Below are 22,742 nucleotides of genomic sequence, written 5' to 3' on the forward strand. Positions count from 1 at the left end.
TCAACGATAGGCGGCAACTTTATTTTTCGAGAAGATTTCGTATGCGATCAATCACCTCTTCGGTTTCATCGCTCGCACCCCGAAGGATATTGAGTGCCTGATCGGAGAGGTTAAGATCGGTCGAAAGCGCGGCAAGGGTGGTTGCTTGAAGGAGTGGTCCGTAAATCTTTTCAATCAGCGCGGCTGGATAGAGCCCGTTTTCCTTCCTGCCCAGATTTTCAAGATGGAGGTTATCCAGTACCGCCGTTGCTTTCTTGCCAACCAGATCCTCTGCCTGAACAATGACGACGGCGTTCGTTATATATAGATCATCGATGATGAATTTTTTCGGTGGGCCGGGGCGGTCGGTCGGATAGAGGTCTTGTGCCTCAACGGTCATCGCTTCTTTGATATGGGTGCGAATGACGCGCAGGTTATCGCCGGATTTTGTAATTTCATAGGTAATCTCAGGCGCTTCTATCTCTATGCGCTTGATGATGATGGTTTCCTCGTTGACGGTTTGCGGATCGATTTGCATCTTGATGCGTGGTGTCAGGAAAGCAGGTTGTGCTTTATATGGCTGAGGGCTTGCGACGGTTAGATCAAGCAACTCGGCCTCACCCGTCGTCGGGGAAAAATCTGTTTCACGCAACGTGACCTTTGTTTGCGTAATGGCTGAGCCGTAGTTTTCAACGGTCGTCGTGATAACGGAGCCAATGGAAAGATAGACGGTGACGATTGCCACGCAGAAAAGGAGGACGATCCCGATCATTGCGATTGTCAATCCACGTCTCATATATGCCACCGTTCCTACTAGATAAGTTTTCCGGCTGCACCATACGATGACGATTGGGGCATCGCAAGCGCAAGAGGGCTTTGGTGATTTTAAAGGATATCAGTTGCAAAAACGCCCGCCGGGTAATCCAGGCGGGCGTTTTCTTGCATCAGGTTTTACCTAGATTGCTGCTGTTGCTTTTGCCCGCCGTTCAATCATGAAGGCAACCGTTGCGGCTGACCCCGCTGTGACCAGCGCGAACAGAGCTAATTCCAGATTGCTATATGGAATGAGCGCACTTCCGCCCGGTGTCGCCAAAGCGAGCCCGCCGATAAGGATAAGTGCCCTGATCGGCCAGCCAAGTACGGGATGGCGGTGCAGATTGCCGATCCATACGAGATATCCCTGCAGTGAACTGGCGATCAGGATAACGCCCCCGACAGCTGAGACAAACAGAATAGCTGTCTGGCTCAACTCTCCCCGGAAAATTAAGGCCGGATCGAGAACGAAGAAGAAGGGCACAAAGTAGATGATTGACCCCAATCGCATGGCCTCGAGCCCCGTGCGCATTGGATTGGCACCCGCGATGGACGCGGCCGCAAAGGCACCCAGAGCAACGGGTGGCGTGATGAAAGAAACCATACCCCAGTAAAGGATAAAGAGATGCACCGACATCGGGTCCAGGCCGCCCTGCACAAGCGCCGGTGCAAGAACAATCGCGAGGAAGATGTAAGCGGCCGTCACAGTCATGCCGATACCCATTATGAAACTGGTAATCGCGCCCATCAGCAGAAGAACGAGGATATCACCGCCTGCCATAAAGATCAGGTCATTGACCAAGGTACCCGCCATACCGGTGATGGACAGCGCCCCCACGATCAGACCAACACCAACCAAAATGGCGGCAATCTCGGCAAGAAGCTTGCCCGTTGCCAGAAGAAACTCCCAGAATTCCTTCATTCCCCACCGGTTGGAGGAAAACAGCTGGTTGATGACGATCAGCAATGCCGTTGCATAGAATGGCGCGAGCACTTCCTGCTTCAAATAAACAAGCATGACGATAAGCAGGACAAACACGGCGATAAAATGCCAACCCTTGCGAAAGGTTTCCCCAAGCTTCGGCAATTGATCCCGGGGCAGGCCCGGCATGTTGTTCCGTGCCGCATAGGCATCGATCTGGATAAACAGCGCGAGGTAATAGAGCACGGACGGAATGATCGCCGCCACAGCGATGGTGATATAGGGAATATTCAGGAACACCGCCATGATGAAGGCGGTCGAGCCCATGATCGGCGGCATGAGAACACCGCCGGTTGACGCACAGGCCTCTACGCCGGCGGCATAAGATGGCCGAAATCCGGTCTTGCGCATGGCAGGAATGGTCATGACGCCGGTTGTGATAACGTTTGAAATCACGCTCCCGCTCATCGAGCCCATCAGGCCGGAGGAGAAAATAGCAACTTTCGCCGGACCGCCACGCACATGGCCAAGGGCCGCAAACGCGAGGTCAATAAAGAACTTGCCGCCACCGGTCTGGGTGAGGGCAACGCCGAAGATCAGAAAGCCGATCACCAGGTTGGCAAGCGCCTGCATGGGTATGCCGAGCATGCTTTCCGCGCTTAAGACGTGATAGGCCGTCGTATCCGCGAGCGTACTGCCAAGGCCTGAAATCGGGCCCGGCATAATGTCGGCATAAAGCGGATAGAGTGAAATGATGACCACGATCACGAACAAGGCGGTGCCGCCAGCGCGCCTCGTTCCTTCAAGAACCAGAAGCCAGAGGACCATGCCAAGTGTGACGATGTAGTCCGGGGCGCCCATTTCCCAGCCATTGTCGACAATGGCTGCGGCGTTCATGAAGAAAAACACCAGCAGACCGAAGGTGAGCAGGGCAAACAGGATGTCGTACCAAGGAACCCGATCCATGGCAGACTTACTTGTCGCCGGGAAAATCAGGAAGACAATAGGTACCAGCAATCCGAACAGCGCATACTGATATTCGTTATCAAGCCAGGTGTGCCCAACAAGGAATCCAGCGTTAAACAGCTGATTGACAGCAAGCGTGGTAACGATGATGGTGATCGCAATAATGATCACCCGCCATCCAAAAGAAAGATTACGGTGGCGCGCCGTTTCTGGCTGCGCCACCGCTCCGTCTTCTTGTTTTTTGGTTTCCATTTAGAAATCTACAAGTAAAAGACTATTAGAAAATAGGGTTCATGTCGGCAGCTTTAAGAGCCGCTGCACGGACTTTCATCCATTCTTCCTTGAAGGCATCGCCATCGAGGTCTTTGTCCTTCATGGTTGCCCATGCGTCAGCCAGAACATCCTGACGCTTAATCATCAAATTGTTATGAGCTTCCATGTCGTCCGTCCAGACGCCGATTTCTTTCCAGTATTTTACCGCCGACATATGATAGGGAACGGCCCATTCAAATGTCTGATTTTCGATCGCCCAGCCAGTCATTGCCGGTAGAGCATCCTTGTAGTTGTCATATTCGGAGTGAACAGCCTTCACCATTGAATACACAAGGTCAGGGTCCTGGTCCGCGCGGGTAATCAGGATTGGGTAAGGATATGCCGCGCCGTCATGCGGTGTTTCCTTGGAAATGTTCCCTGTGCCCAATATGGCGGTGTGCGGAACGAAATAAGGCGCGATATTCTGAATGCGAGCCCAGCCTTCTTTGTCAGCAGCAGGCGTCGGAGGCCAGTAAATGCCGCGAGGTGACGCTTCAAGTTGCTTGGTCGGTCCGGAAACAGTGGAGGCAAAGGCCGCATCAATCTGACCGGAAACCATACCTTTCCACATTGCACCGTAGCCGCCAAATTCCACGACTTCAACATCGTCGAAGGTCAGGCCGCCAAATGCGATGATCGCCTGAGTGCCGACGGTGAGTGCAGGGGAACTGCGAACCACGCCGACGCGCTTGCCCTTAAGATCCTGGAACGTTTTGACGCCAGTATCAGCAGCGACACCAACCGACAGGTTCGCGTCAGAAGTAGCCGACATGAGCAGTTGAACTTTCTGAGGGCCCCAGTTTGGTACTGCAAAGTTGAAAACACCTTCAGAGGCGTAGAAGGTGCCGGCACCGTTTGCAACAAACTGAACCTTGTCAGACCGCAGCGGACCCATGCGTGAGATGTCGTTCTTGCCCGGAACAACCCGAAGATCAACGCCATATTTGTCTTTTAGCGCCTTACCAATCGCGACGGACTGGTTATAACCGGTCGTGCCTGTGTTATAAGCGCTCCACGCAAGTGTGCCTGGAAGCTTTACGTCGTCAGCAAATGCGGCAGTCGAAAAAGCAAACGCTGCTGCCACAGCGCATAAGCTTGTACCTATTTTCATTATTGTCTCCCTAAAGAAAACTTGAGTTAGATTTTTTTGTTTTCTAATAGGACCGCATTCTGCATAGTGGAATGGAATTCTGCAAGTTTTTTTCGTGAGAAATTCCTTTTTTACTGTTGTTATGAAGATGCTGGAAGAGAAAACATTCGTTGGGGGTATATCGACGCCCGATAACAGTCGACATTTCGTGACGTCTTTGGCGCGTGGTCTGGAGATTTTACAGGCTTTTCGCCCGGGTGAAGGCCCGCTTGGAAATAATGAAATTGCCAAAAGAACGCGACTGCCGAGGTCTACTGTTTCTCGCTTGACGAGTACTTTGCTGCAGCTTGGGTTCCTGACTTATCGGAAGAGTACCGGCAAATATGAGCCCTCGCCAGCGGTTCTTTCTCTCGGGTATACCTATCTGGCCAACAACAAACTCCGATTGTTATCTCGCCCGTTGATGCATGATCTCGCAAAGCAGGTTGGTCTGGGCGTTGCCCTCGCGACACGCGTACAGCTGAACATGATGTATGTCGAAACGGTTCGTGGTGCCGATGAAAGTACGCTTCGGCTGGAGGTCGGATCCTTTCTGCCAATCGCGACGACGGCGGTTGGCCGGGCCTTCCTTTGCAAGCTGCCGGACGGGGAGAAAAATTTTCTCCTGGATCATGTCCGGCGAAAAGCTGCCGATGAGTGGCCTAGGATAAAAAAAGGGATTGATCAGGCGGAAAAGGACTATGCGGATTTCGGATATTGCCTTTCTATAGGTGACTGGCACCCCAGCTTTCATGCGGTTGGTGCCGCGGCTCTTGACAATTCAACCGGCGATATCGTTGCCTTTAATTGCGGAGGGTCCACTTATCTGGTAACAGAAGCAACCTTGCGGGAAGAAGTTGGCCCCCGTCTCGTCGGCTTGGCGAGAAGTGTTGAGGTAATGTGCGGGCTAGACTAAAATCAAACCTAAATAATAACAAAAAAGTAGAAGGATGGAAGATGGCTCTGGATGCCGAGACATTTGAATTAATGAAAGATGCAGTCGCCCGATTCGTGCGCGAAAAGCTCGTTCCCGCTGAAGACACGGTGGAAGAGACAAACGACGTGCCCGAAGAAATTATTCAGGAAATGCGGGAATTGGGTCTTTTCGGCCTCTCAATCCCGGAAGAATATGGCGGGTTGGGCCTGAGCATGGCACAGGAATGCCAGATCATACATGAACTTTGCAAGGCCTCGCTGGCGTTTCGTTCGGTAATCGGGACGACGGTTGGTATCGGCAGTCAGGGTCTTGTCATGACGGGCACAGATGAACAAAAGAAACAGTATCTGCCGCGGCTGGCCTCCGGTGAGATCATGTCTTCCTTCTGCCTGACCGAGCCGGAAGCAGGGTCTGATGCCGCTTCCTTGCGGACCGTCGCGGTCCGGGACGGCGATGATTATGTGCTGAACGGGACAAAGCGCTATATCACCAACGCACTGCGCGCAGGTATGCTGACGGTTATGGCCCGCACCGACTCATCCAAAAAAGGCGCGTCGGGTATATCTGCCTTTCTTGTTGATCCCGCCACGCCGGGCGTCACGATTGCCAAAGCAGACGAAAAAATGGGCCAGCGAGGCACAAAAACCAGTGATGTTATTTTTGAAGATGCCCGCATACCTGCCTCCGCCTTGATGGGCGACGTAGAGGGGAAGGGTTTCTATACTGCGATGAAGGTGCTGGACCGCGGCCGGCTGCATTTGAGTTCGGTCTCGACCGGTATTTCGGAGCGGATTTTGGAAGAAGCTCTTAACTATGCGGCCGAGCGCAAGCAATTCGGGACCGTTATCGGTGAATTCCAGCTCGTGCAAGCGCTTCTTGCTGATAGTCAGACGGAACTTTTCGCCAGCAAGGCAATGACATTGGATGCCGCGCAGAAATATGATAATAATGAAGATATCTCAATGCTGGCGGCCTGCTGCAAGATGTTCACAACGGAAGCAGCCGGAAAAATTGCGGACCGGGCGGTGCAGATCCACGGTGGCGCAGGCTATATGGCGGAGTACAAAGTCGAACGCTTTTACCGGGATGTCCGGCTGCTGCGTCTTTACGAAGGAACGACGCAAATTCAGCAGCTTGTCATCGCACGCAATATGCTGAAATCGCATACGAACTAAAACAGAAAAGGGAAAATTGACATGGGTGTTGATAAGATAAATAAAATGGTACCCAGCCTGCAGGGCAAGGTGAGCGATGAAGAATGGGAAACGCGTGTAAATCTCGCAGCCTGTTATCATCTTGTCGCTCACTATGGGATGAGCGATCTTGTTTTCACTCATATTTCCGCGCGCGTCCCGGGCAGCGATCATCATTTCCTGATAAATCCCTACGGTCTCTTCTTTGATGAAATCACCGCATCGAGCCTGGTCAAGGTGGATATCGACGGGAATGTTCTGGATGATACACCGTTTATTATTAATCCGGCGGGTTACACAATCCATAGCGCCATCCATGCCGCGCGGGAGGACGTGGGCTGCGTGCTGCATACGCATACAACGGCTGGCATGGCGGTCGCCGCACAGAAACAGGGTCTCTTGCCGATTAGCCAGCATTCGATGATGTTTTACGGTCGTCTGGCCTATCACGGGTATGAAGGTATCGCGCTGGATTTGGATGAGCGTGAACGTTTGGTCCGCGATATGGGAGACAGTATTGCGATGATCCTGCGTAATCATGGTTTGCTTACGGTCGGGGCCACGGCGTCGGAAGCTTTCCGCCGGATCTTCTATCTTGAAAAGTCCTGTGAATCGCAAATCAAGGCATTAGCAGGGGATTCCGAATTAATTCTCCCCTCTCGTGAAGTCTGCGAGCATGCGGCGTCCCAGTTCAAGATCAGCGCTTCCCAGTCGGGTCTTGAATGGCCGGGCTTGTTACGCATCCTTGATCGCAAGGGAGCGAATTACCGCGACTGATCAAGAGGGTTTTTGAGGTTAAAGTTTTTGGCGCCGGACCTGATAATTCAAGCAGGCTCCGGCGCTTTTTCTTTGGGCGTTTTAGATTCTTTCGACCGGCTGTAGATCAGCAATGCAATAGTAATGATTGCCGCCAGGCAGAAGAAAAAGACCCGATAGGCGCTGAGTGGCGCGGTGCCATTTTCTGATGCGAATGCGCCAATTATAAATCCGCCCAAAGATTGCAGCAGAAACACGCCCAGAAATACAGCCGTATTCAGGGTAGCGATGCCACGTCCCAGACGCTCTTCTGGAAAGATCGAACGTCCGTGGGACATAATGACAACGCCATAGCTTCCAAAAAAGCTGAATACGATCAGAAGTGAAGATATCTGCCATACCGCGATGACGGGAACAGAACCGAGGATGACCAGAAGCGAAATTGTAATAACAGCTGCGGCGGCCACAAGAGACTTGCGCCTCCGGAAAACGCCATCAAGATAACCATAGAAGAAATTGCCTCCGATGACAGCGATAGTCATCCAGAAAAGGATATTTCCCCGCGTGGTGAGATCAAGCCCGTAGATGTCACGTAAATAGTTTCCACCCCATAAGCCGACGATGGCCATGATCGTACCGTAGATGACAAGATTGATGGCGAAAATATACTGAAACTGCCGATCCTTTATTATGCCGATGACGCCTCCCAGCGCGTCTTTCAAACTTTCAGCTTTTCTGCTGTGCATGGCATGATCCTTGGGGGCGTCCCTGATGATCAAATATCCAAAGACGATGGAAAGCGCGCTGACCAGGCTCGCGATCCAGAAAACATCCCGCCAGCCGATCATGTCGGTGAGGATCGCCGTTGGTGTTGTCGCGAGAATATTGCCAAGCCCGCCCATGCCAACAACAAGGGACGTGTAAAAGGCGAACCGTTCCGCCGAGAGCCACCTTGAGATAATCACGAGAGAGCCCATCAGAACAGGGGCGCAGCCAACGCCAATCATGAACCGTGCGGCGGTTAATTCCAGGAAATCTGCTGCTACGGCAAATCCGGCTGACCCCAACACCGCAAACAGCATCATTCCGCAGATGGTTCTCCGTGGGCCGTAGCGATCGAGAAAAATACCAACGGGAACCTGGAAAATTGCGAAGGCAATAAAAAATGCACCGCCAATGACGCCAAGTTGACCATGCGTAAGCCCTATTTCATCCATCATGTTGGGTGCGATTACGGCAATGGAGGAGCGATAAAAATTACTCGCGACGTAAACAATCGACAATGTCGTGATGATCTTGAAGGCGGTCGCCGTTTCGTTTTTCATTTTTATTGCGCTCGTACAGATTTTCTTAGAGCTAACAGGTTGCACGCCTGAGGTCAATTCGTACCGAGGTAGGGCTTTGCAGGCGATCATCTTACGGCTATGCTTGCAAAAAAATAATAACATAGGGAAAGACAAATATGTCCAGATGGAAGAACCGACCGGAAGGGTCTAACTGGGGCGATTTTGGTGAAAATGATCAGATAGGTCGCCTGAACCTTGTTACGCCCGAAAAAATTATCGCTGCGGCGGCGGAAATAAGAACAGGAGAGCGCTTCTGCCTGAGCCTGCCGCTTGATTTGCCGGGCGGGAATCTCCTCAATCCCCGGCGTTACCCACCCAAAATATCACCGACAGTCAGATCCGGCGACAGGCCGAACATGAACTATAACCTGTCGCAGGATAACCCAAACATGATTGATGTGATCTGTGATGATCTGGTTGTTCTGCATACGCAATATTCGTCGCAATGGGATAGCCTGGCTCATGTGGGGCAGGAGTTTGATGCTGATGGCGATGGCCAGGCGGAGATTGTCTATTACAACGGCTATCGCGGCGGGGAGCATATTCAGGGGCCGGAAGACGAAGGTGGTCCGCGTGCATTGGCGCTTGGGATCGAGAATATGGCCGCTGCCGGTGTTCAGGGGCGCGGTGTGATGATCGATCTGGAAGGAGAGTTCGGCCGCGCGCAGACGATTGTCGGCTATGATGATTTGATGCGCGTCATGGAAAAAGACAATGTCACCGTCGAGGAAGGGGATATGGTTTGCCTGCACACCGGCTTTGCCCAAATGATTATGGAAATGGATGGCAAACCGGATAAAGACAGGCTGCATGGCTCCTGCGCGGCGCTCAATGGGCGTGATCCCAGGCTTCTCAACTGGATTACTGATTCAGGCCTATCCTTGCTGATTGCTGATAATTATGCGGTGGAAGCACATCCTTCGGTGCCCGGAGAGGGAAGCTGCGCTTTTCTTCCGATCCATGAGCATTGCCTGTTTAAACTCGGCATACATCTGGGAGAACTGTGGTATCTGACGCCGCTAAATAGTTGGCTAAAATCAAATAACCGGTCCCGTTTTATGCTGACGGCACCGCCCATCCGCCTGCCGGGTGCGGTCGGCTCTCCCGCCAATCCGGTTGCCACCGTCTAGTAATTTGGCGCATATGTGGCTATTGCATGCGTGGACGTACGCATTATGTTACCCTTGTGTCTTGTCCATGCAAAATTATTCTGCTAGCTGACGACCGTGATTTTATTTCCCCGCTTAAGGGGGTTGGAGTTTTCCATGTTTATTCAGACCTTGCCGCATGAAAATGAAGACAGGATGAAATTCTTGCCGGGCCGACAGGTTCTGGCGGAAGGCTCCATCCTGTTCGAAAATGAGAAAGAGGGGCGGGAACGCTCCCCGCTCGCGGCGCGCCTGTTTGATATCCCGGGAGTCCGCTCGGTGGAACTCGGAGAGGACTATGTCACAATCGTCAAACGGACGGATGCCGAACATAAAACCCTATGGATACAGCTTAAACCAATGGTCCTCGCCGCAATCATGGATCATTATATGAGCGGCATGCCGGTATTGAACGGGGAACCGCAATCAGCCAGAGCAAGCTATTCAGAAGAAGAACAGAAAATCGTTGATTCCATTGTCGAGCTGATCGACACGCGGGTACAGCCGCAACTGCGGGAGGATGGGGGCGACGTGGCGTTTAAGTCTTTCGATCCTGCCGATGGCGTTGTTGTGTTGGAAATGGACAGTTCAGGTCTGTCCACGCCAGCCTTTGGGACGCAAATCAAAATCGAAAACACGCTCAAGCATTTTGTGCCCGAGATTCATCGGGTTCGCTTTGAACGCATGGTCGAAGAAGTGGCCGAAGATACGAGTGATCGGCCCGGTCTGAAAAGTGATGAAGCGGACCAAATCCGCGTCCTTCTTGAAACGCGGATCAACCCCGCAATCGCGGCGCATGGCGGTTACATCACATTGATCGATATAAAGGACAATACAGCCTTTGTTGAGATGGCTGGCGGCTGTCAGGGATGCGGCATGGCCGATGCAACGCTGAAACAGGGCGTGGAAGTGGAAATTAAATCCGCAGTGCCGGTAATTGAACGGGTTCTGGATGTGACCGATCACGCAGGCGGCGCAAATCCCTATTACGTTGGATATTGACCGCCGCGCCTACTCAACCGCGTCTATGGCTTTGATCACGAAACCGCGGTCCGCGCTGTATTTGCGGCGCATTTTTTCCCATGCCTGTTCAAGGCTTTCCGCATAAATGTCTAAATAATGCGTTTCGGCCCAGCTATCTGAGAGCTCCTTGTGATGCTCTCCCTCCTGGAGTGCGGTAAGGACTTCTTCATTAAAAATAGCTGCTTCAAATTTCAGCTGCATTTCCGGTCTCGCCTAAAATTTCGATTTCCGGGATTTTTGCACTTTGAGGTTAATAATTGGTTATTCGGAATGTGTAACATTCGCCTTATTCAGCACAGGAAAATTCACTGAATTGGCAATAAAGCAGGTTTCATGGGCATCATGATGGAGACGTATCGCTTTTTCAAGGTTGCTTGCCGCTGAAATAACTACGACGGGGCGCAAAATCACTTCTGTAAACCGGAGTTTTCCGTTTTTCATTTCCATTTTCCCCCAGGCGTCGTCCTGATAGGCGGTAACAGCAATGTTCTTTCGCGCACAGAGGGCAAGATAGCTCAGCATATGGCAGGCGGAGAGCGAAGCTACTAATAGATCTTCCGGGTTGTAACGGTCGTCCGTTCCGAGAAATACGGGATCTGCCGACCCCTTGATGACCGGTCTGCCGTCAATCGATATATCATAGGCGCGCGAATAGCTTTTATAGTCGGTCGTCGAGCCGTCGCGCGCGCCAGTCCATTCGATGCGGGCAACAAATTCATGTGTATGAGTCATCTTTTATCCTAATCACACCATTTCACATTATCGGGAGTGGGAACGATATCGCTTTGCCTTGTCCATAGAATGCTACTATGTAATTTTTTACTGACAATCTCACGATAATTTTTGGCCGATCGACAGGATATTTCAAAGAAACGATGTTTGATGCCGCCCTGCGAAATATCATTGACCCGCCTCTGAACGCGATGGGCACCAGAATAGCGGCCATAGGCGTTTCCGCAAATAGTGTGACGATACTCGGTTTCTTGCTTGGCATATCGGCCGTACCTTTGATCGCCATAGAGCAGTACGGCGCGGCGCTAGTTCTAATCTTGCTGAACCGGCTTTTCGATGGTCTCGACGGCGCGGTTGCCCGGCACTCGTTGTTGACTGACTTTGGTGGATATCTTGATATCGTCTGCGATTTTATTTTTTATTCGGCAATTGTTTTCAGCTTTGCGCTGGCCAACCCCGAAAACGCGCTTTATGCCGCATTTCTGATTTTCAGCTTTATGGGCACTGCATCGACCTTCCTGACATATGCCATCATGGCGGAGAAGCACGGGATATCGACGGATATTCAGGGCCGCAAATCGCTCTATTATCTGGGTGGGCTGGCGGAAGGCGGAGAGACGATTGCCGCGATGCTGCTGATGTGCATTTTTCCGGATTATTTCATGATTATCGCGCTTGTTTTCGGCGGAATGTGTTGGGTAACTACCGTTACACGTATCTATGCTGCCTGGCTGACCTTCGGTAAAACCCGCTGATCGGCATTGTTTGGCCCGCCGGAACCGCTATACTCTTCCCGCAGTACATAAAAATAACAATAATAACAACGGAGGACCCCGAATGAGCGACTGGCAAATTGGTAATGTAAAGATTACCCGTGTTGTTGAAGTTGAGGCAACGGGCGGCACCCGGTTTATTCTGCCGCAGGCCACCCCGGATGCCGTGCAGCCGATTGACTGGCTTGTCCCGCATTTCGCGACCGCAGAAGGCAAGCTGATCATGAGCATTCACGCGCTCATCATTGATACGGGCTCGCGGCGGATTATTGTCGATACCTGCCTTGGCAACGATAAGAAGCGAGAAATTCCCGCCTGGAACATGCTGCAAACCACTTTCCTTGAAGACCTTGAGGCGGCGGGATATCCGCGGGAAAGTTTTGATACTGTTCTCTGTACGCATCTTCATGTCGACCATGTGGGCTGGAACACGATGCTGGTGGATGGCGAATGGGTACCGACATTCCCGAACGCGCGCTATCTGATAGGCGCGACGGAATGGGATTACTGGCGGGCGACGGCGCAGGACGAATTTGGCGATGTTATCGGCGATTCGGTTGCACCCATCATCGATGCGGGTCTTGCCGATCTGGTGGCGATGGATCATCAGATATGCGACGAGGTGAGCTTGTTCCCGTCTCCTGGCCATACACCGGGGCATGTCTGCGTTCAAATCCGGTCTGCGGGCGAAGAAGCGATCATTACCGGCGACAGTATGCATCATCCCTGTCAGATTGCGCATCCTGAATGGTCGAGTGCTGTGGATGCGGATGCCGCCGCCGCCCAATCAACACGGAAAGCGTTTCTAGAGAAATATGGCAATTCAGATACACTGATTATCGGTACCCATTTCGCGGCGCCGACGGCCGGGCATCTTAAAAAGAAAGATACCGGAGAGTATTGGTTGAAAGTCTAACAGCGCTCTGATGAAATCTCAGGAAAATGTGCAGAGATAGTGATTTCTGTGCCAAGATACAGGGAAATAACTAATCCGGGGCGCAACACTGGATGAGGAAAAGTAGAAATGAAGTTATATGATTGTCCGGGCCCTCCGAGCCCGCGCCGCGTCAGAATTTTTCTGGCGGAAAAAGGCGTTGAGCTTGAAAAAGTGATTGTCAATATTCGCGAGGGGGAGCAGTTTAACGACGAATTCAGGAAAATTAACCCGAACTGCACTGTGCCGGTGTTGGAATTGGATGACGGTAGCCGGATTTCGTCAATCGACGCGATAAACCGCTATCTGGAAGAAAAATTTCCTGAACCGCCGTTATTCGGTAAATCCCCTGAGGAACGGGCACGTATCAATGATAGCTGCCATTATATCAATGTGAACGGCTTTATGGCGGTCGCCGAGGCACTGCGCAACTCCGCGCCGAGGCTCGCCCATCGGGCCATTACCGGGCCGCACGACATTGAACAAATCGCGGAACTCGCGGAGCGTGGGCGAGAGCGGGTTGTCTATTTCTTCAAAGATATGAACAAGCAGCTTGAAAATCAGGAATTCATCGTCGGAGACAGCTATTCCGCTGCGGATGTCGGCGCCATGGTAGTTGTGGACTTTGCAACCGGGATGGCAAAAATTGAGATGCCAGACGGCCTCGACAATCTCAAGCGCTGGCATGAAAAAGTTGCCGCCCGCCCGAGCGCGAGTGCCTGATATATCCTAACTCTGGCGGCGGCGATTGCGACGGTTGCCGCGGCCAGTTTCCGCTGATGCCCCGTGGGAAGCCTCGGCAGGTAGGGTTACTTGCCAAACGGGGCCAAAACGCGCCTCAATATCCGCAATGCTGATTGTCTGCCGGGGCGTATATCCGTCAAGGGCTTCGGCCATGGCTTTCAGATGCGCGTGGCTGGTCCCGCAGCAGCCACCGATTATTCGGGCGCCTGCATCGGCCGCAAGCCGCGCATAATCCGCCATCACGTCCAGCGTCCCGCTATAAATCAGCTTGCCGTCCTTGAACTCCGGGATGCCGCAATTGGCCTTGGCGACAATGATGTCGCCTTCTTCCGCAGTGGATTTAAGTCCCAGCACGGTTTCCAGAAGCTCACCTGCACCAACGCCGCAATTCGCGCCCCATCCGATGGGACGCTCGGGCAGCTCATGACAAAATTCGGTAAAATCAGCGGGCTTGATGCCCATCATTGTGCGCCGGTTGGTATCGAAGGACATGGTGCAGACAAAAGGATGACCGGTTGCCTTCGCGGCCTCAACGGCGGCGGCGACTTCCTCTTTCGAGGACATGGTTTCAATCCAAAGCACGTCTACGCCGCCCTCAACCAGTGCGTCCGCCTGAGCCTTGAAGGCGTCAACGGCGCTCTCATGGGTTAATGCACCCATCGGCTCCATCAGTTCCCCGGTCGGGCCCATGGAACCCGCCACAACAACCGTGCGGTCCACGCGATCTGCCTCGGCTCGGGCGATTTTTGCGGCGGCAAGGTTCAATTCGAAAACCCGGTCTTGGGCATTATGAAGCTTGAGCCGATAGCTCGTTCCACCAAAGCTGTTGGTCAGGATGATGTCTGAGCCGGCGTCAACGAAACCGCGATGCAGGTCGTGAATTTTCTCCGGCGCGTCAATATTCCACAGCTCCGGCGCGTCGCCCGACTGCAGACCGACAGCGAAGAGATTTGTTCCGACCGCGCCGTCCGCCAAAAGGAAGGGCTTGCTGTCCAGGAGCTGTTGAAGTTTATTGACCATCTCTCCGTCCTAGGCAAAGGCTACTGAAAGATCAAGCGGTATTTGAGCCTTTATCATCATCCGCATCTTTGGGCTTTGGTGTTGGACTACTCTTGGGCTTTCCAGATGGTTTCGGCTTTTTCGGCTGCTCTTCGGCGACAATGATCACATCGTCGCTGGCTTTGCTTCCGCTCTCAGGGGGCGTTTGTGGCGGCCAGGGACCGACGGGAAAAGGCTTCTCGTCACTCTGATAGGATAAATATGCAACGAGTTGCTTGTTATATTCCGCAAGCGCGCCACCAAAAGACTGCAACTGCCCGAATGGCGATCCGGTCAGCAAGGCCTTGATAAACTGAATGATGGTGATTGCAAACAGGACAATACTCGCGACCCGGAATATGATCGCATAAAGGATCAGGTAAATTAATCTCGTCCATGTCGTCGTGGACTTAACATGCGTTTTAACGTCATCTGTCATCGGTTGCACCCCTTGAGATGGTCAATAAGTTCCGGCAAATAGTTCATGCAGGTTAGGCCAATTACAGCCAGCGCCGGACTCTTGCCTTATAGTCTAGATATTCCTTACCAAACTTATCTTCAAGGTAGGCCTCTTCGCGGGCAATAACATAATGGCGAATTATTAGGAGGCAGACAGGCAGGAGAATGAGGGCCGGCCAACTGCCCGCGGCGATGGCTGCGCCGATATAAAAGAGCGTCATGGCGAGATAAATGGGGTTGCGGGAGTATTTATAGGCACCATCGGAAATGATTGCTGTTGTCGGTTTCCAAGGCTCAACATTGGTGCCGGCGGATTTGTGTTTATGCGCGGTAAGGACTAGGTAAACGAAGGAAGCGGCGGCAATCAGACCGCCTATGGCGGTCAGGTAGGCAGCTGCAAGGCGCCCATCAACCCACGCAGAATCCAGAAGAATACCAACTGCGAGAAATGCAAAAAAGCAGAGGGGCGGGGGAATTCTCACCCCCGCATTATCCGGCCTAGACATAGACACCTCCATTATAGCCGTTAAACAATAGCAGAAAAGAGGCAGGCTATCCGTGCGCAGCATCACAAATGGTAGTTATCGCGGCACATTGGTGGCGAGATAATTGATTGCAGCCTCTACGCCACTTGCGCCATGGAGAATGTTTTGGGCTTTCAGGCTCATTTCTATGGACCCCAAAGTGCCAAGAAGCATGGGCGCGTTGATATGTCCCATATGCGCAATTCGAAGCGCTTTTCCAGAAAGAGCGGCAATACCGACGCCGACGACAACCCCGCATTTTTCGATGCAATAATCATGGATGGCATCGAGATTTTGTGGATTTGTCACAAGGACTGTCGTGACAGAATTTGCGCGTTCATTCGGATCGATAATGTTGAACGCAAATTCTCCGTCTTCTGCCCATTTTCCGACAGCCGCGCGGGTTGCGCCGGCAAGCAGGCTGTGGCGGGTGAAGATGTTATCCAACCCTTCCTCCCGGATTAACTCAAACGCTTTTTGCAAGCCAAACAGCATATGCACAGGCGGTGTGCCCGCGTAGTTCTGGTAATGCTCGGGGCCCATACGGTTGGTCCAGTCCCAGTAGGCTGTCCGAAGGTCGGCTTTCTGATGGCGCGCCATGGCCCTTTCATTTGCGATGGTGAAACTCACACCGGGTGACATCATCAGGCCCTTCTGACAAGCGGCGACAGTGACATCAACGCCCCATTCATCCATCCGGTAATCCATCGTCCCGAGGGAGGCAATCGTGTCTACCATGAGCAATGCATCATGCCCGGCGTTGTCTATCGCGCGGCGGATTGCCGGGATATCATTGACAACACTTGAGGCGGTATCGACCTGCACGATAAGGACGGCTTTGATATCGCCGCTTGTATCCGATTTCAGCCGTTCTTCCACCGCCGCCGGATCAACGGCTTTGCGCCAGCTGCCGGGGAGCACTTCGACATCCAGACCGATGGTCCCGCCGGCTTGACCCCATCCTGCGGCGAAGGATCCGCTTTCCAGGACGAGAATTTTGTCATTGCGGCAGAGTACATTGCTGAGAGCGGCCTCCCATGCGCCGTGTCCGTTGGCGATATAGATAAAAGGCGTGCCCTTTGATTTGGAGATCATGCGAAGACCATCTTTCAGACGGGCAGTTACTTCGACGAGTTCCCCTTTACGGATATCCACTGCCGGGCGGTGCATCGCTGCAAGGACTTCATCAGGGACAGTTGTCGGACCAGGAATGCTCAAAAATTGGCGACCGTTTTTGACGCTCATGATAGTATTTTCCTGTAATAGATAGTCATAAAGGTTGAAAAGTGTATTCGCTTTTGTAGATAGGGCAACGGTAATTTGTTCGTTTGCTCATTCATCATTCCGATTGCCCTCCTGCTTATAGGTTTCCCGGGCAACGGAGCTGTAGAGTTGCTTGGTTGAAGAACCAAGGCTGCCAAGGGGCAGGAATTCCGCTTTTTTCTTGCCCGATGGCCTCTGGATAACACGGATTATTGTCAGCGCCGCCAGAAACAGGGTACAGCCGATAATGTAGTAAAAGAGGCCGTTCGGTCCGATCCGGCCCATGATTTGCGACGCGGCAATCGGGCCGATGCTGGCGCCGATACCATAGGCAAACAAGAGACCTGCGGACACTTGCACAAGACGGTCCTGATCTGCGAGATCATTCACCTGAGCGGAGGACATGGGATATATGGTGTAACAAAACCCGCCATAAATCAGGCAAAATGCGAACAAGGCCAAAACATAATGTGCGTCGGCAGCCCAGATGATTCCTCCGCTAACGAGCGCGGTGGCGAGCGCTGAACTGATAAGGATTGTTCGTCGGTCAAACAGGTCCGATAAGCGCCCGACCGGAAACTGCAGCAGCATGCCACCGAGAAGAATTGTCGCCATAAAGGTGGAAATCTGCCCCAGGCTGAGGCCGATGGTGGCGGCGAAAATTGGCCCCATGCTGTTGATGGCGGAATTTGTGAGGCCCGCGATGAAGGTTCCGGCAACCCCGACCGGGGAAATTTTGACAAGCTCCCGGAATTTCATCCGCTCCGGCGCGGTTGGCTTTGGCGCGGTTGCCCGGGTGAGGAGAATGGGAACAAGCGCGATGGAGAAAATAATGGATGCCACGGAAAAAAGCTGGAAGCTGTCAGGGTCTGCAATCGTGATCAGGAACTGGCCGGACCCGGCGCCAAGATAGTTGGTAATCATATAGAGCGAAAGAACGCGCCCCCGCGTGGCGTTTGTGGAGCGTTCGTTTAGCCAGCTTTCAACTATCATTATCATGCCGGCCATGCAAAATCCGGTAACGGCGCGGAGAAAAAACCAGGCAACGGGATCAATGATGAGTACATGCGCCAACACGGCCACGGACATGACCGAGGCGAAGGCGGCGAAGCTTCGGATATGACCTGCGCTTGCCACCACGCGCACGGCGTAAAATGCGCCCAGAAGCATACCAATGAAAAATCCGGCCATAATCACGCCTGTGACTTCAGTCGAAAAACCTTCGAGCTTGCTACGCAGTCCAAGCAGGGTGCCGAACATGGCATTTGCGACCATCAGCAAGCCATAGCTTGACAGGAGAGAGGCGACGGATTTAATTGAGTTCCATATCATCAGCCGGACCTGGGATTGGTTTGCGCTGTTTTTATGGTCCATGCCATCGCGGCAAGGGATAATGCGCCGAGGACGGCGAAGCTGGCAATGAGAGGGAATACGGTTCCATCATAGAGCTGTGCGATTACGGTGCCGATGCCCATGGAGACGAATGTCGTAATGGATCCGATAACCGCCGCCGCGACACCAGCAATATGTCCAAGCGGTTCCATCGCCATCGCGTTGAAATTTCCGAACAGGATGCCGATGCAAAAGAAAATCACCATAAAGAAGGAAACCAGTGTCCAAAGTGGCGGATGACCATCGCACATATATGCATAAACCATAAACAGAATGGACAAAATGGTTAGCACAACAAGTGCATGGTAAGATAGTTTTCGCATACCAAAACGCATGACTAAACGGGCATTCATGAACGATGCCGCCCCGAGGGCGAGCGCCAAGACGCCGAAATAAACGGCAAACATCTCACCCACGTCATACTGATCCTGGAAGATTTGCTGCGACATGGTGAGGTAGCCGAGAAAGGCGCTGAAAATAAAACCGCCCACCATCGTAAAACCAAAGGCTGCACGTGTATAGATCACTTCCTTCACCGCCCGCCAGATGCGTTTGAGGGAGAGCGGCGCGCGTTTTTCAACGGGAAGCGTTTCCTCCTGACGGAGGCCAAACCAGATGAGTGTTGCCAGTCCGAGAGCGAAAAGGACGACAAATATCATCCGCCATTCAGCGAAAAACAGAATAAACTGGCCAAGAGCAGGAGCGAGAACTGGCACCAGAATGAAAACCGTCATTACCAGAGAGACAAAGCGCGCCATCTCGCGCCCCTCATACTGGTCGCGAATAAGGGCGAGAGAGACGATCCGAGGTGAAGCGACCCCCAGGCCCTGAAGCAAGCGGCCGATCAGCATAATGGTGAAATTAGGGGCAAAAATGGATAAGAGGCAACCGATAAGAAACAAACCAAAACCAAAGTAAATGGCGGTCTTTCGTCCCGTGCTGTCAGAAATCGGGCCGTAGAAAAGCTGACCGATAGCAAGGCCGAGAAACACGGCGGCAACGACATACTGACGATCATTCGGATCGTCCGCATGAAGATCATGGCTGATATCGAAAAGAGCCGGCAGCATGACGTCAATCGATAACGCCACCATGGATATCATCAACGCGAGCAGGATAATCTGCTCGGCAAATCCAAGTTTTTTTGATGGCGCGGACATTGGTGAGCTGATGCTCCTGTTTTACGACAGCGTTCGGGATAAAGCCGGAAGCTGCGAAGCCCTCTAGTGGGGTGTCATCTTCCGCTCAATGAACCCCCACTATAGTCTATTTTATTTTGGGCTGAACAGACTGTTTTTGATCAAACAGCTTTTCCCGTAAAATTAATTTCCGGTGGTAGCGCCCATCGCTTGCTGTAGCCGTTGAAATGTCAGGTCGTCCCACGCTGGCGTCCCATAAATTTCGACAAAATTACGGTTAGGAACTTGTAGCAAAGGATGATCGGTTTCAAAGCCCAGGGCACGCACATATTCGCCATTTGTGACGACAAATTGTGTTTTATAAGGAAAGAGGAATCCATTCTCTCGCTGATCGAATTGTTCTTGCGCCTCTGCATAATTCCGGCACCAGATATTCAGGAGGCCTGTGCATTTGGTGTCGTACCAAATCACCCCCATATCGTCGCCAATATTTGCTGCTCCGCCAAGGACATGGCTGGCATGCTGCCAGTTTTTAAAGCCGGCAAGGCGAGATACAGCTTTCAGCCCGTCCTTATGCTGGAAAGGCGGTTCCTGCTTGCCAAATTTCCGTAAAGTATGAAGAGCTGCGGGCTTTTCCTGCGCCGCAGCTTTCAGGAGGATGCGGCTGCGGATTTTAAGCTCTGCAAGGGAGCGGCAGGCATTGGTCGTGTTTTCGGAAGTAGACATATCATAACTCCAAAGTTTTATCGGCATCCCGCGAGGCCAAACTTGTAAGGTTAAAACATGTCGGTAATAAAAGCCGTTTCAGGGTGATGTCATCTTGAGCGGGCAGGCACCCCTGAGAACCTGAGGCCAATATACGTAAAGTGTTTCGCGAGTCAATTCTCGATAATACTAGCGTGAGTGTTTTTCCATTTCGCTTGGCTCACATAGTGGGTTAAGCTTCACGTCATGCTGACGGGAGCTCCGTATTGCAAAACCAATAATAAGGAAGCAGCATGACCCAAAAGGAAAGCAAGGCCCAGTTGCATGGGATGGATGCGGCGTTGGCGCGCGCCCCATTTTTCTATGGATGGGCGGTCGTTGCCATTGTTTTTATCACCATGGGGATCGGCGTAAATGTCCGGACCTCTTTTTCGTTGCTGTTTCCTGCCATCCTGAACGAGTTCGGCTGGGATCGGGCAACGACAGCGGCTGCTTTTTCAATCGGTTTCGCATTGGCGGCAATTCTGGCGCCGATCGTGGGTAAGCTTCTTGAATTTGTCGCGCCAAGATATCTTCTGTCGGTGTCTGCTATCACGGTTAGCCTGGGCCTGATCTTGTCGACGATGGCCACGCAACCCTGGCATTTTTATCTCACTCTTGGTGTTTTGATGACGGGAACCGGCATTGTTTTGACTTATGTCGGACAGTCGATGTTCCTGCCTAACTGGTTTCAACGTCGTCGTGGCCTTGCGGTGGGGATCGCATTTTCCGGGGTTGGGATTGGGTCCATGATTCTGATGCCGATTATTCAGGAGGCAATTTCTGCAGACGGCTGGCGGGACGCCTGCTGGCTGATGGCGGCATTGCTGCTGTTCATCGTGCTGCCACTCAATTTTTTTATGCAACGAAAGCAACCGTCGGATATCGGCCTATACCCGGACGGAGATGCGGCACCGGATCAGGAGCAGACCCGTGGCCAGCAAGCGGCGGCAGATCCCGTTGTGGATCACGCCTGGGCTAATACGGACTGGACAATAAAAAAGGCGGTAAAGACGGGAACGTTCTGGTGGCTGGCGCTGGCATGTTCGACGGCGCTCTATGTCTGGTATGCGGTGCAGGTTCATCAAACGAAATATCTGATTGAGATTGGCTTTTCCGACCTGGAGGCTGCGTCTGCGTTAGGCCTTGTCGGATTTGCCGGCGTGCTCGGGCAGATTTATCTGGGTAATCTTTCAGATCGCATCGGACGGGAATGGGTCTGGACCATTTCGACTGCGGGGTTCTTGTTGAGCTGTGTCTTGCTCTTGATCATGGAGCATGTGCCGAGCGCCGCTATGATGTATGCCATGGTCATTCTGCAGGGCGGCCTTGGGTATGGTGTGGCAACTGTCTATGGGTCCATGCCTGCCGATCTTTTTCAGGGGCGCGGCTATGGCATTATTTTCGGAACGATTAGTACGCTCGCGCTGATTGGTGGGGCAGTGGGGCCTTGGTTGACCGGATTTTTCTATGATGAAGCCGGGAATTATCATCTCGCCTTCTATGTCATTATCGCTATGTCTATTGTGTCGATTGTTTCAGTCTGGCTGGCCGCCCCGAGGAAGAAGCGGCTGGTCGCGGGACAGGCTCAAAAACGCGCTGCACAGGCGATGGCGGGATAAAAGTAAGTTTAAATATACTGGATCAATAAATGACTGAGAAAAACAAGATCGCACTTGTCACCGGAGCAGGGGCGGGGATTGGCCGGGCGGTTTCCCTCACGCTTTTGCGCGATGGATACAGTGTTGTTTTAGCGGGCCGTAATCGTAAAACCCTTCAGGAAACACTGGATCTCGCGGGTTCGGCTTCCTCGAATGGATTGGTTATCCCGACTGATGTGATCGATCCCACGTCGGTTGAGGCTTTGTTTGACAAGATCAGGGCGGAATATGGCAGGCTTGACCTGTTATTCAACAATGCTGGTATTGGCGCACCGCCGGTCACGCCGGATGAACTGGCGATTGATCTCTGGCAGAATGTTGTGAATACTAATCTCAACGGATCCTTTTATTGCGCCCGGGCCGCCTTTGCCCTCATGCGGGAGCAGACGCCGATGGGAGGACGGATCATCAATAACGGCTCGATCTCGGCGCATGTTCCGCGCCCGAAGAGTATTGCTTATACCTCAACCAAGCATGCAATCACCGGATTGACACGCAGCCTTTCGCTGGATGGGCGCGCCTTTGATATCGCCTGTGGCCAGATCGATATCGGGAATGCGGAAACACCGATGACGGCGGTTATGAAAAAAGGCGTCCCACAGGCTGATCTTTCGATCACACCGGAGCCAGTCATGGATGTCGAGAATGTCGCTTCCGCCGTTCTTTACATGGATAGCCTCAGCCTGGACGCGAATGTCCAATTCATGACCATCATGGCGACGAAGATGCCGTTTATCGGTCGTGGGTAGTGGCGGCCTTTCAATCTGGAAATTGATACATATATCTAACCGATCGTTCCAATATGTTTGAGAAGG

At 52.5% G+C, this 22,742-nt stretch carries 23 protein-coding genes; 10 read left to right on the forward strand and 13 right to left on the reverse strand.

Annotated features, from left to right (window positions below):
- Window positions 1-19: 19 nt before the first annotated feature.
- The 3 genes from P1U71_RS09795 to P1U71_RS09805 all read right to left on the reverse strand — a co-directional run bounded on the left by P1U71_RS09795 (window position 20) and on the right by P1U71_RS09805 (window position 4,103).
- The gene (locus P1U71_RS09795) at window positions 20-775 is read right to left on the reverse strand and encodes a hypothetical protein (protein ID WP_301105412.1); all 756 of its coding nucleotides are present in this window, start codon (window positions 773-775) and stop codon (window positions 20-22) included.
- 159 nt (window positions 776-934) lie between these two features.
- Window positions 935-2,932 (reverse strand): TRAP transporter permease, encoded by a 1,998-nt coding sequence (locus tag P1U71_RS09800; protein WP_301105413.1) that lies wholly within the window; start codon window positions 2,930-2,932, stop codon window positions 935-937.
- Between the two features lie 25 nt (window positions 2,933-2,957).
- Entirely contained in the window at window positions 2,958-4,103 is a 1,146-nt protein-coding gene (locus P1U71_RS09805; protein WP_301105414.1) for a TAXI family TRAP transporter solute-binding subunit, read from the reverse strand.
- 127 nt (window positions 4,104-4,230) lie between these two features.
- Here P1U71_RS09805 and P1U71_RS09810 point away from each other — a divergent pair, with 127 nt between their 5' ends.
- The 3 genes from P1U71_RS09810 to P1U71_RS09820 are packed head-to-tail and all read left to right on the forward strand — an operon-like array spanning window position 4,231 to window position 7,028.
- Window positions 4,231-5,037: an IclR family transcriptional regulator gene (locus P1U71_RS09810; RefSeq protein ID WP_301105457.1), complete on the forward strand. Its 807-nt coding sequence runs from the start codon at window positions 4,231-4,233 to the stop codon at window positions 5,035-5,037.
- A gap of 41 nt (window positions 5,038-5,078) precedes the next feature.
- Window positions 5,079-6,233, forward strand: coding sequence for an acyl-CoA dehydrogenase family protein (locus P1U71_RS09815; RefSeq protein ID WP_301105415.1), 1,155 nt, complete (start codon window positions 5,079-5,081; stop codon window positions 6,231-6,233).
- 45 nt (window positions 6,234-6,278) lie between these two features.
- A complete protein-coding gene (locus P1U71_RS09820; protein WP_301105416.1) occupies window positions 6,279-7,028 on the forward strand; it encodes a class II aldolase/adducin family protein in 750 nt (249 codons plus the stop codon).
- 47 nt (window positions 7,029-7,075) lie between these two features.
- Here P1U71_RS09820 and P1U71_RS09825 read toward each other — a convergent pair whose 3' ends face one another.
- The gene (locus P1U71_RS09825) at window positions 7,076-8,332 is read right to left on the reverse strand and encodes an MFS transporter (RefSeq protein WP_301105417.1); all 1,257 of its coding nucleotides are present in this window, start codon (window positions 8,330-8,332) and stop codon (window positions 7,076-7,078) included.
- Window positions 8,333-8,469: 137 nt separating this feature from the next.
- Between P1U71_RS09825 and P1U71_RS09830 the strand changes: the two genes are divergently transcribed.
- Window positions 8,470-9,483 (forward strand): cyclase family protein, encoded by a 1,014-nt coding sequence (locus tag P1U71_RS09830; RefSeq protein WP_301105418.1) that lies wholly within the window; start codon window positions 8,470-8,472, stop codon window positions 9,481-9,483.
- Window positions 9,484-9,618: 135 nt separating this feature from the next.
- On the forward strand, window positions 9,619-10,503 hold the full coding sequence (locus tag P1U71_RS09835) for a NifU family protein (RefSeq protein WP_301105419.1): 885 nt from the start codon (window positions 9,619-9,621) through the stop codon (window positions 10,501-10,503).
- Between the two features lie 9 nt (window positions 10,504-10,512).
- On the opposite strand, the gene P1U71_RS09840 is transcribed toward P1U71_RS09835, so the two are convergent.
- Window positions 10,513-10,725: a hypothetical protein gene (locus tag P1U71_RS09840; protein ID WP_301105420.1), complete on the reverse strand. Its 213-nt coding sequence runs from the start codon at window positions 10,723-10,725 to the stop codon at window positions 10,513-10,515.
- Window positions 10,726-10,785: 60 nt separating this feature from the next.
- On the reverse strand, window positions 10,786-11,256 hold the full coding sequence (locus P1U71_RS09845) for an OsmC family protein (RefSeq protein WP_301105421.1): 471 nt from the start codon (window positions 11,254-11,256) through the stop codon (window positions 10,786-10,788).
- Window positions 11,257-11,399: 143 nt separating this feature from the next.
- On the opposite strand from P1U71_RS09845, the gene P1U71_RS09850 reads away from it, so the two are divergent.
- From P1U71_RS09850 to P1U71_RS09860, 3 genes are all read left to right on the forward strand, one after another.
- On the forward strand, window positions 11,400-12,011 hold the full coding sequence (locus P1U71_RS09850; RefSeq protein WP_301105422.1) for a CDP-alcohol phosphatidyltransferase family protein: 612 nt from the start codon (window positions 11,400-11,402) through the stop codon (window positions 12,009-12,011).
- 82 nt (window positions 12,012-12,093) lie between these two features.
- Window positions 12,094-12,945: an MBL fold metallo-hydrolase gene (locus P1U71_RS09855; RefSeq protein WP_301105423.1), complete on the forward strand. Its 852-nt coding sequence runs from the start codon at window positions 12,094-12,096 to the stop codon at window positions 12,943-12,945.
- A gap of 108 nt (window positions 12,946-13,053) precedes the next feature.
- Window positions 13,054-13,686 (forward strand): glutathione S-transferase family protein, encoded by a 633-nt coding sequence (locus P1U71_RS09860; RefSeq protein WP_301105424.1) that lies wholly within the window; start codon window positions 13,054-13,056, stop codon window positions 13,684-13,686.
- 6 nt (window positions 13,687-13,692) lie between these two features.
- Here the strand turns inward: P1U71_RS09860 and bmt are convergent, their stop codons facing one another.
- The 7 genes from bmt to P1U71_RS09895 all read right to left on the reverse strand — a co-directional run bounded on the left by bmt (window position 13,693) and on the right by P1U71_RS09895 (window position 20,248).
- Window positions 13,693-14,727: a betaine--homocysteine S-methyltransferase gene (gene bmt, locus P1U71_RS09865; protein ID WP_301105425.1), complete on the reverse strand. Its 1,035-nt coding sequence runs from the start codon at window positions 14,725-14,727 to the stop codon at window positions 13,693-13,695.
- Window positions 14,728-14,758: 31 nt separating this feature from the next.
- A complete protein-coding gene (locus tag P1U71_RS09870) occupies window positions 14,759-15,184 on the reverse strand; it encodes a DUF4389 domain-containing protein (RefSeq protein ID WP_301105426.1) in 426 nt (141 codons plus the stop codon).
- A gap of 61 nt (window positions 15,185-15,245) precedes the next feature.
- Complete coding sequence (locus tag P1U71_RS09875; RefSeq protein WP_301105427.1) at window positions 15,246-15,710, reverse strand: isoprenylcysteine carboxylmethyltransferase family protein; 465 nt, start codon at window positions 15,708-15,710, stop codon at window positions 15,246-15,248.
- A 75-nt stretch (window positions 15,711-15,785) separates the two neighbouring features.
- Window positions 15,786-16,973: an aminotransferase class V-fold PLP-dependent enzyme gene (locus tag P1U71_RS09880; protein ID WP_301105428.1), complete on the reverse strand. Its 1,188-nt coding sequence runs from the start codon at window positions 16,971-16,973 to the stop codon at window positions 15,786-15,788.
- Window positions 16,974-17,060: 87 nt separating this feature from the next.
- Window positions 17,061-18,323, reverse strand: a complete 1,263-nt coding sequence (locus P1U71_RS09885) for an MFS transporter (protein ID WP_301105429.1) — start codon at window positions 18,321-18,323, stop codon at window positions 17,061-17,063.
- Window positions 18,323-19,543, reverse strand: coding sequence for a multidrug effflux MFS transporter (locus P1U71_RS09890; RefSeq protein ID WP_301105430.1), 1,221 nt, complete (start codon window positions 19,541-19,543; stop codon window positions 18,323-18,325). Before P1U71_RS09890 ends, P1U71_RS09885 begins: the two co-directional genes overlap by 1 nt.
- Window positions 19,544-19,705: 162 nt before the next feature.
- The gene (locus P1U71_RS09895; protein WP_301105431.1) at window positions 19,706-20,248 is read right to left on the reverse strand and encodes a hypothetical protein; all 543 of its coding nucleotides are present in this window, start codon (window positions 20,246-20,248) and stop codon (window positions 19,706-19,708) included.
- A 272-nt stretch (window positions 20,249-20,520) separates the two neighbouring features.
- On the opposite strand from P1U71_RS09895, the gene P1U71_RS09900 reads away from it, so the two are divergent.
- Together P1U71_RS09900 and P1U71_RS09905 are read left to right on the forward strand one after the other, a co-directional pair.
- Window positions 20,521-21,888 (forward strand): MFS transporter, encoded by a 1,368-nt coding sequence (locus P1U71_RS09900; protein ID WP_301105432.1) that lies wholly within the window; start codon window positions 20,521-20,523, stop codon window positions 21,886-21,888.
- Window positions 21,889-21,917: 29 nt separating this feature from the next.
- Window positions 21,918-22,676: an SDR family oxidoreductase gene (locus P1U71_RS09905; protein WP_301105433.1), complete on the forward strand. Its 759-nt coding sequence runs from the start codon at window positions 21,918-21,920 to the stop codon at window positions 22,674-22,676.
- Window positions 22,677-22,742: the final 66 nt, after the last annotated feature.

Source organism: Sneathiella sp., from assembly GCF_029233945.1.
In the GTDB taxonomy this organism is placed as follows: Bacteria; Pseudomonadota; Alphaproteobacteria; order Sneathiellales; family Sneathiellaceae; genus Sneathiella.

Coding starts and splice junctions, on each gene's coding strand:
- P1U71_RS09795 (WP_301105412.1), bottom strand. CDS start 775: ATGAGACGTGGATTGACAATCGCAATGATCGGGATCGTCCTCCTTTTC.
- P1U71_RS09800 (WP_301105413.1), bottom strand. CDS start 2,932: ATGGAAACCAAAAAACAAGAAGACGGAGCGGTGGCGCAGCCAGAAACG.
- P1U71_RS09805 (WP_301105414.1), bottom strand. CDS start 4,103: ATGAAAATAGGTACAAGCTTATGCGCTGTGGCAGCAGCGTTTGCTTTT.
- P1U71_RS09810 (WP_301105457.1), top strand. CDS start 4,231: ATGCTGGAAGAGAAAACATTCGTTGGGGGTATATCGACGCCCGATAAC.
- P1U71_RS09815 (WP_301105415.1), top strand. CDS start 5,079: ATGGCTCTGGATGCCGAGACATTTGAATTAATGAAAGATGCAGTCGCC.
- P1U71_RS09820 (WP_301105416.1), top strand. CDS start 6,279: ATGGTACCCAGCCTGCAGGGCAAGGTGAGCGATGAAGAATGGGAAACG.
- P1U71_RS09825 (WP_301105417.1), bottom strand. CDS start 8,332: ATGAAAAACGAAACGGCGACCGCCTTCAAGATCATCACGACATTGTCG.
- P1U71_RS09830 (WP_301105418.1), top strand. CDS start 8,470: ATGTCCAGATGGAAGAACCGACCGGAAGGGTCTAACTGGGGCGATTTT.
- P1U71_RS09835 (WP_301105419.1), top strand. CDS start 9,619: ATGTTTATTCAGACCTTGCCGCATGAAAATGAAGACAGGATGAAATTC.
- P1U71_RS09840 (WP_301105420.1), bottom strand. CDS start 10,725: ATGCAGCTGAAATTTGAAGCAGCTATTTTTAATGAAGAAGTCCTTACC.
- P1U71_RS09845 (WP_301105421.1), bottom strand. CDS start 11,256: ATGACTCATACACATGAATTTGTTGCCCGCATCGAATGGACTGGCGCG.
- P1U71_RS09850 (WP_301105422.1), top strand. CDS start 11,400: ATGTTTGATGCCGCCCTGCGAAATATCATTGACCCGCCTCTGAACGCG.
- P1U71_RS09855 (WP_301105423.1), top strand. CDS start 12,094: ATGAGCGACTGGCAAATTGGTAATGTAAAGATTACCCGTGTTGTTGAA.
- P1U71_RS09860 (WP_301105424.1), top strand. CDS start 13,054: ATGAAGTTATATGATTGTCCGGGCCCTCCGAGCCCGCGCCGCGTCAGA.
- bmt (WP_301105425.1), bottom strand. CDS start 14,727: ATGGTCAATAAACTTCAACAGCTCCTGGACAGCAAGCCCTTCCTTTTG.
- P1U71_RS09870 (WP_301105426.1), bottom strand. CDS start 15,184: ATGACAGATGACGTTAAAACGCATGTTAAGTCCACGACGACATGGACG.
- P1U71_RS09875 (WP_301105427.1), bottom strand. CDS start 15,710: ATGTCTAGGCCGGATAATGCGGGGGTGAGAATTCCCCCGCCCCTCTGC.
- P1U71_RS09880 (WP_301105428.1), bottom strand. CDS start 16,973: ATGAGCGTCAAAAACGGTCGCCAATTTTTGAGCATTCCTGGTCCGACA.
- P1U71_RS09885 (WP_301105429.1), bottom strand. CDS start 18,323: ATGATATGGAACTCAATTAAATCCGTCGCCTCTCTCCTGTCAAGCTAT.
- P1U71_RS09890 (WP_301105430.1), bottom strand. CDS start 19,543: ATGTCCGCGCCATCAAAAAAACTTGGATTTGCCGAGCAGATTATCCTG.
- P1U71_RS09895 (WP_301105431.1), bottom strand. CDS start 20,248: ATGTCTACTTCCGAAAACACGACCAATGCCTGCCGCTCCCTTGCAGAG.
- P1U71_RS09900 (WP_301105432.1), top strand. CDS start 20,521: ATGACCCAAAAGGAAAGCAAGGCCCAGTTGCATGGGATGGATGCGGCG.
- P1U71_RS09905 (WP_301105433.1), top strand. CDS start 21,918: ATGACTGAGAAAAACAAGATCGCACTTGTCACCGGAGCAGGGGCGGGG.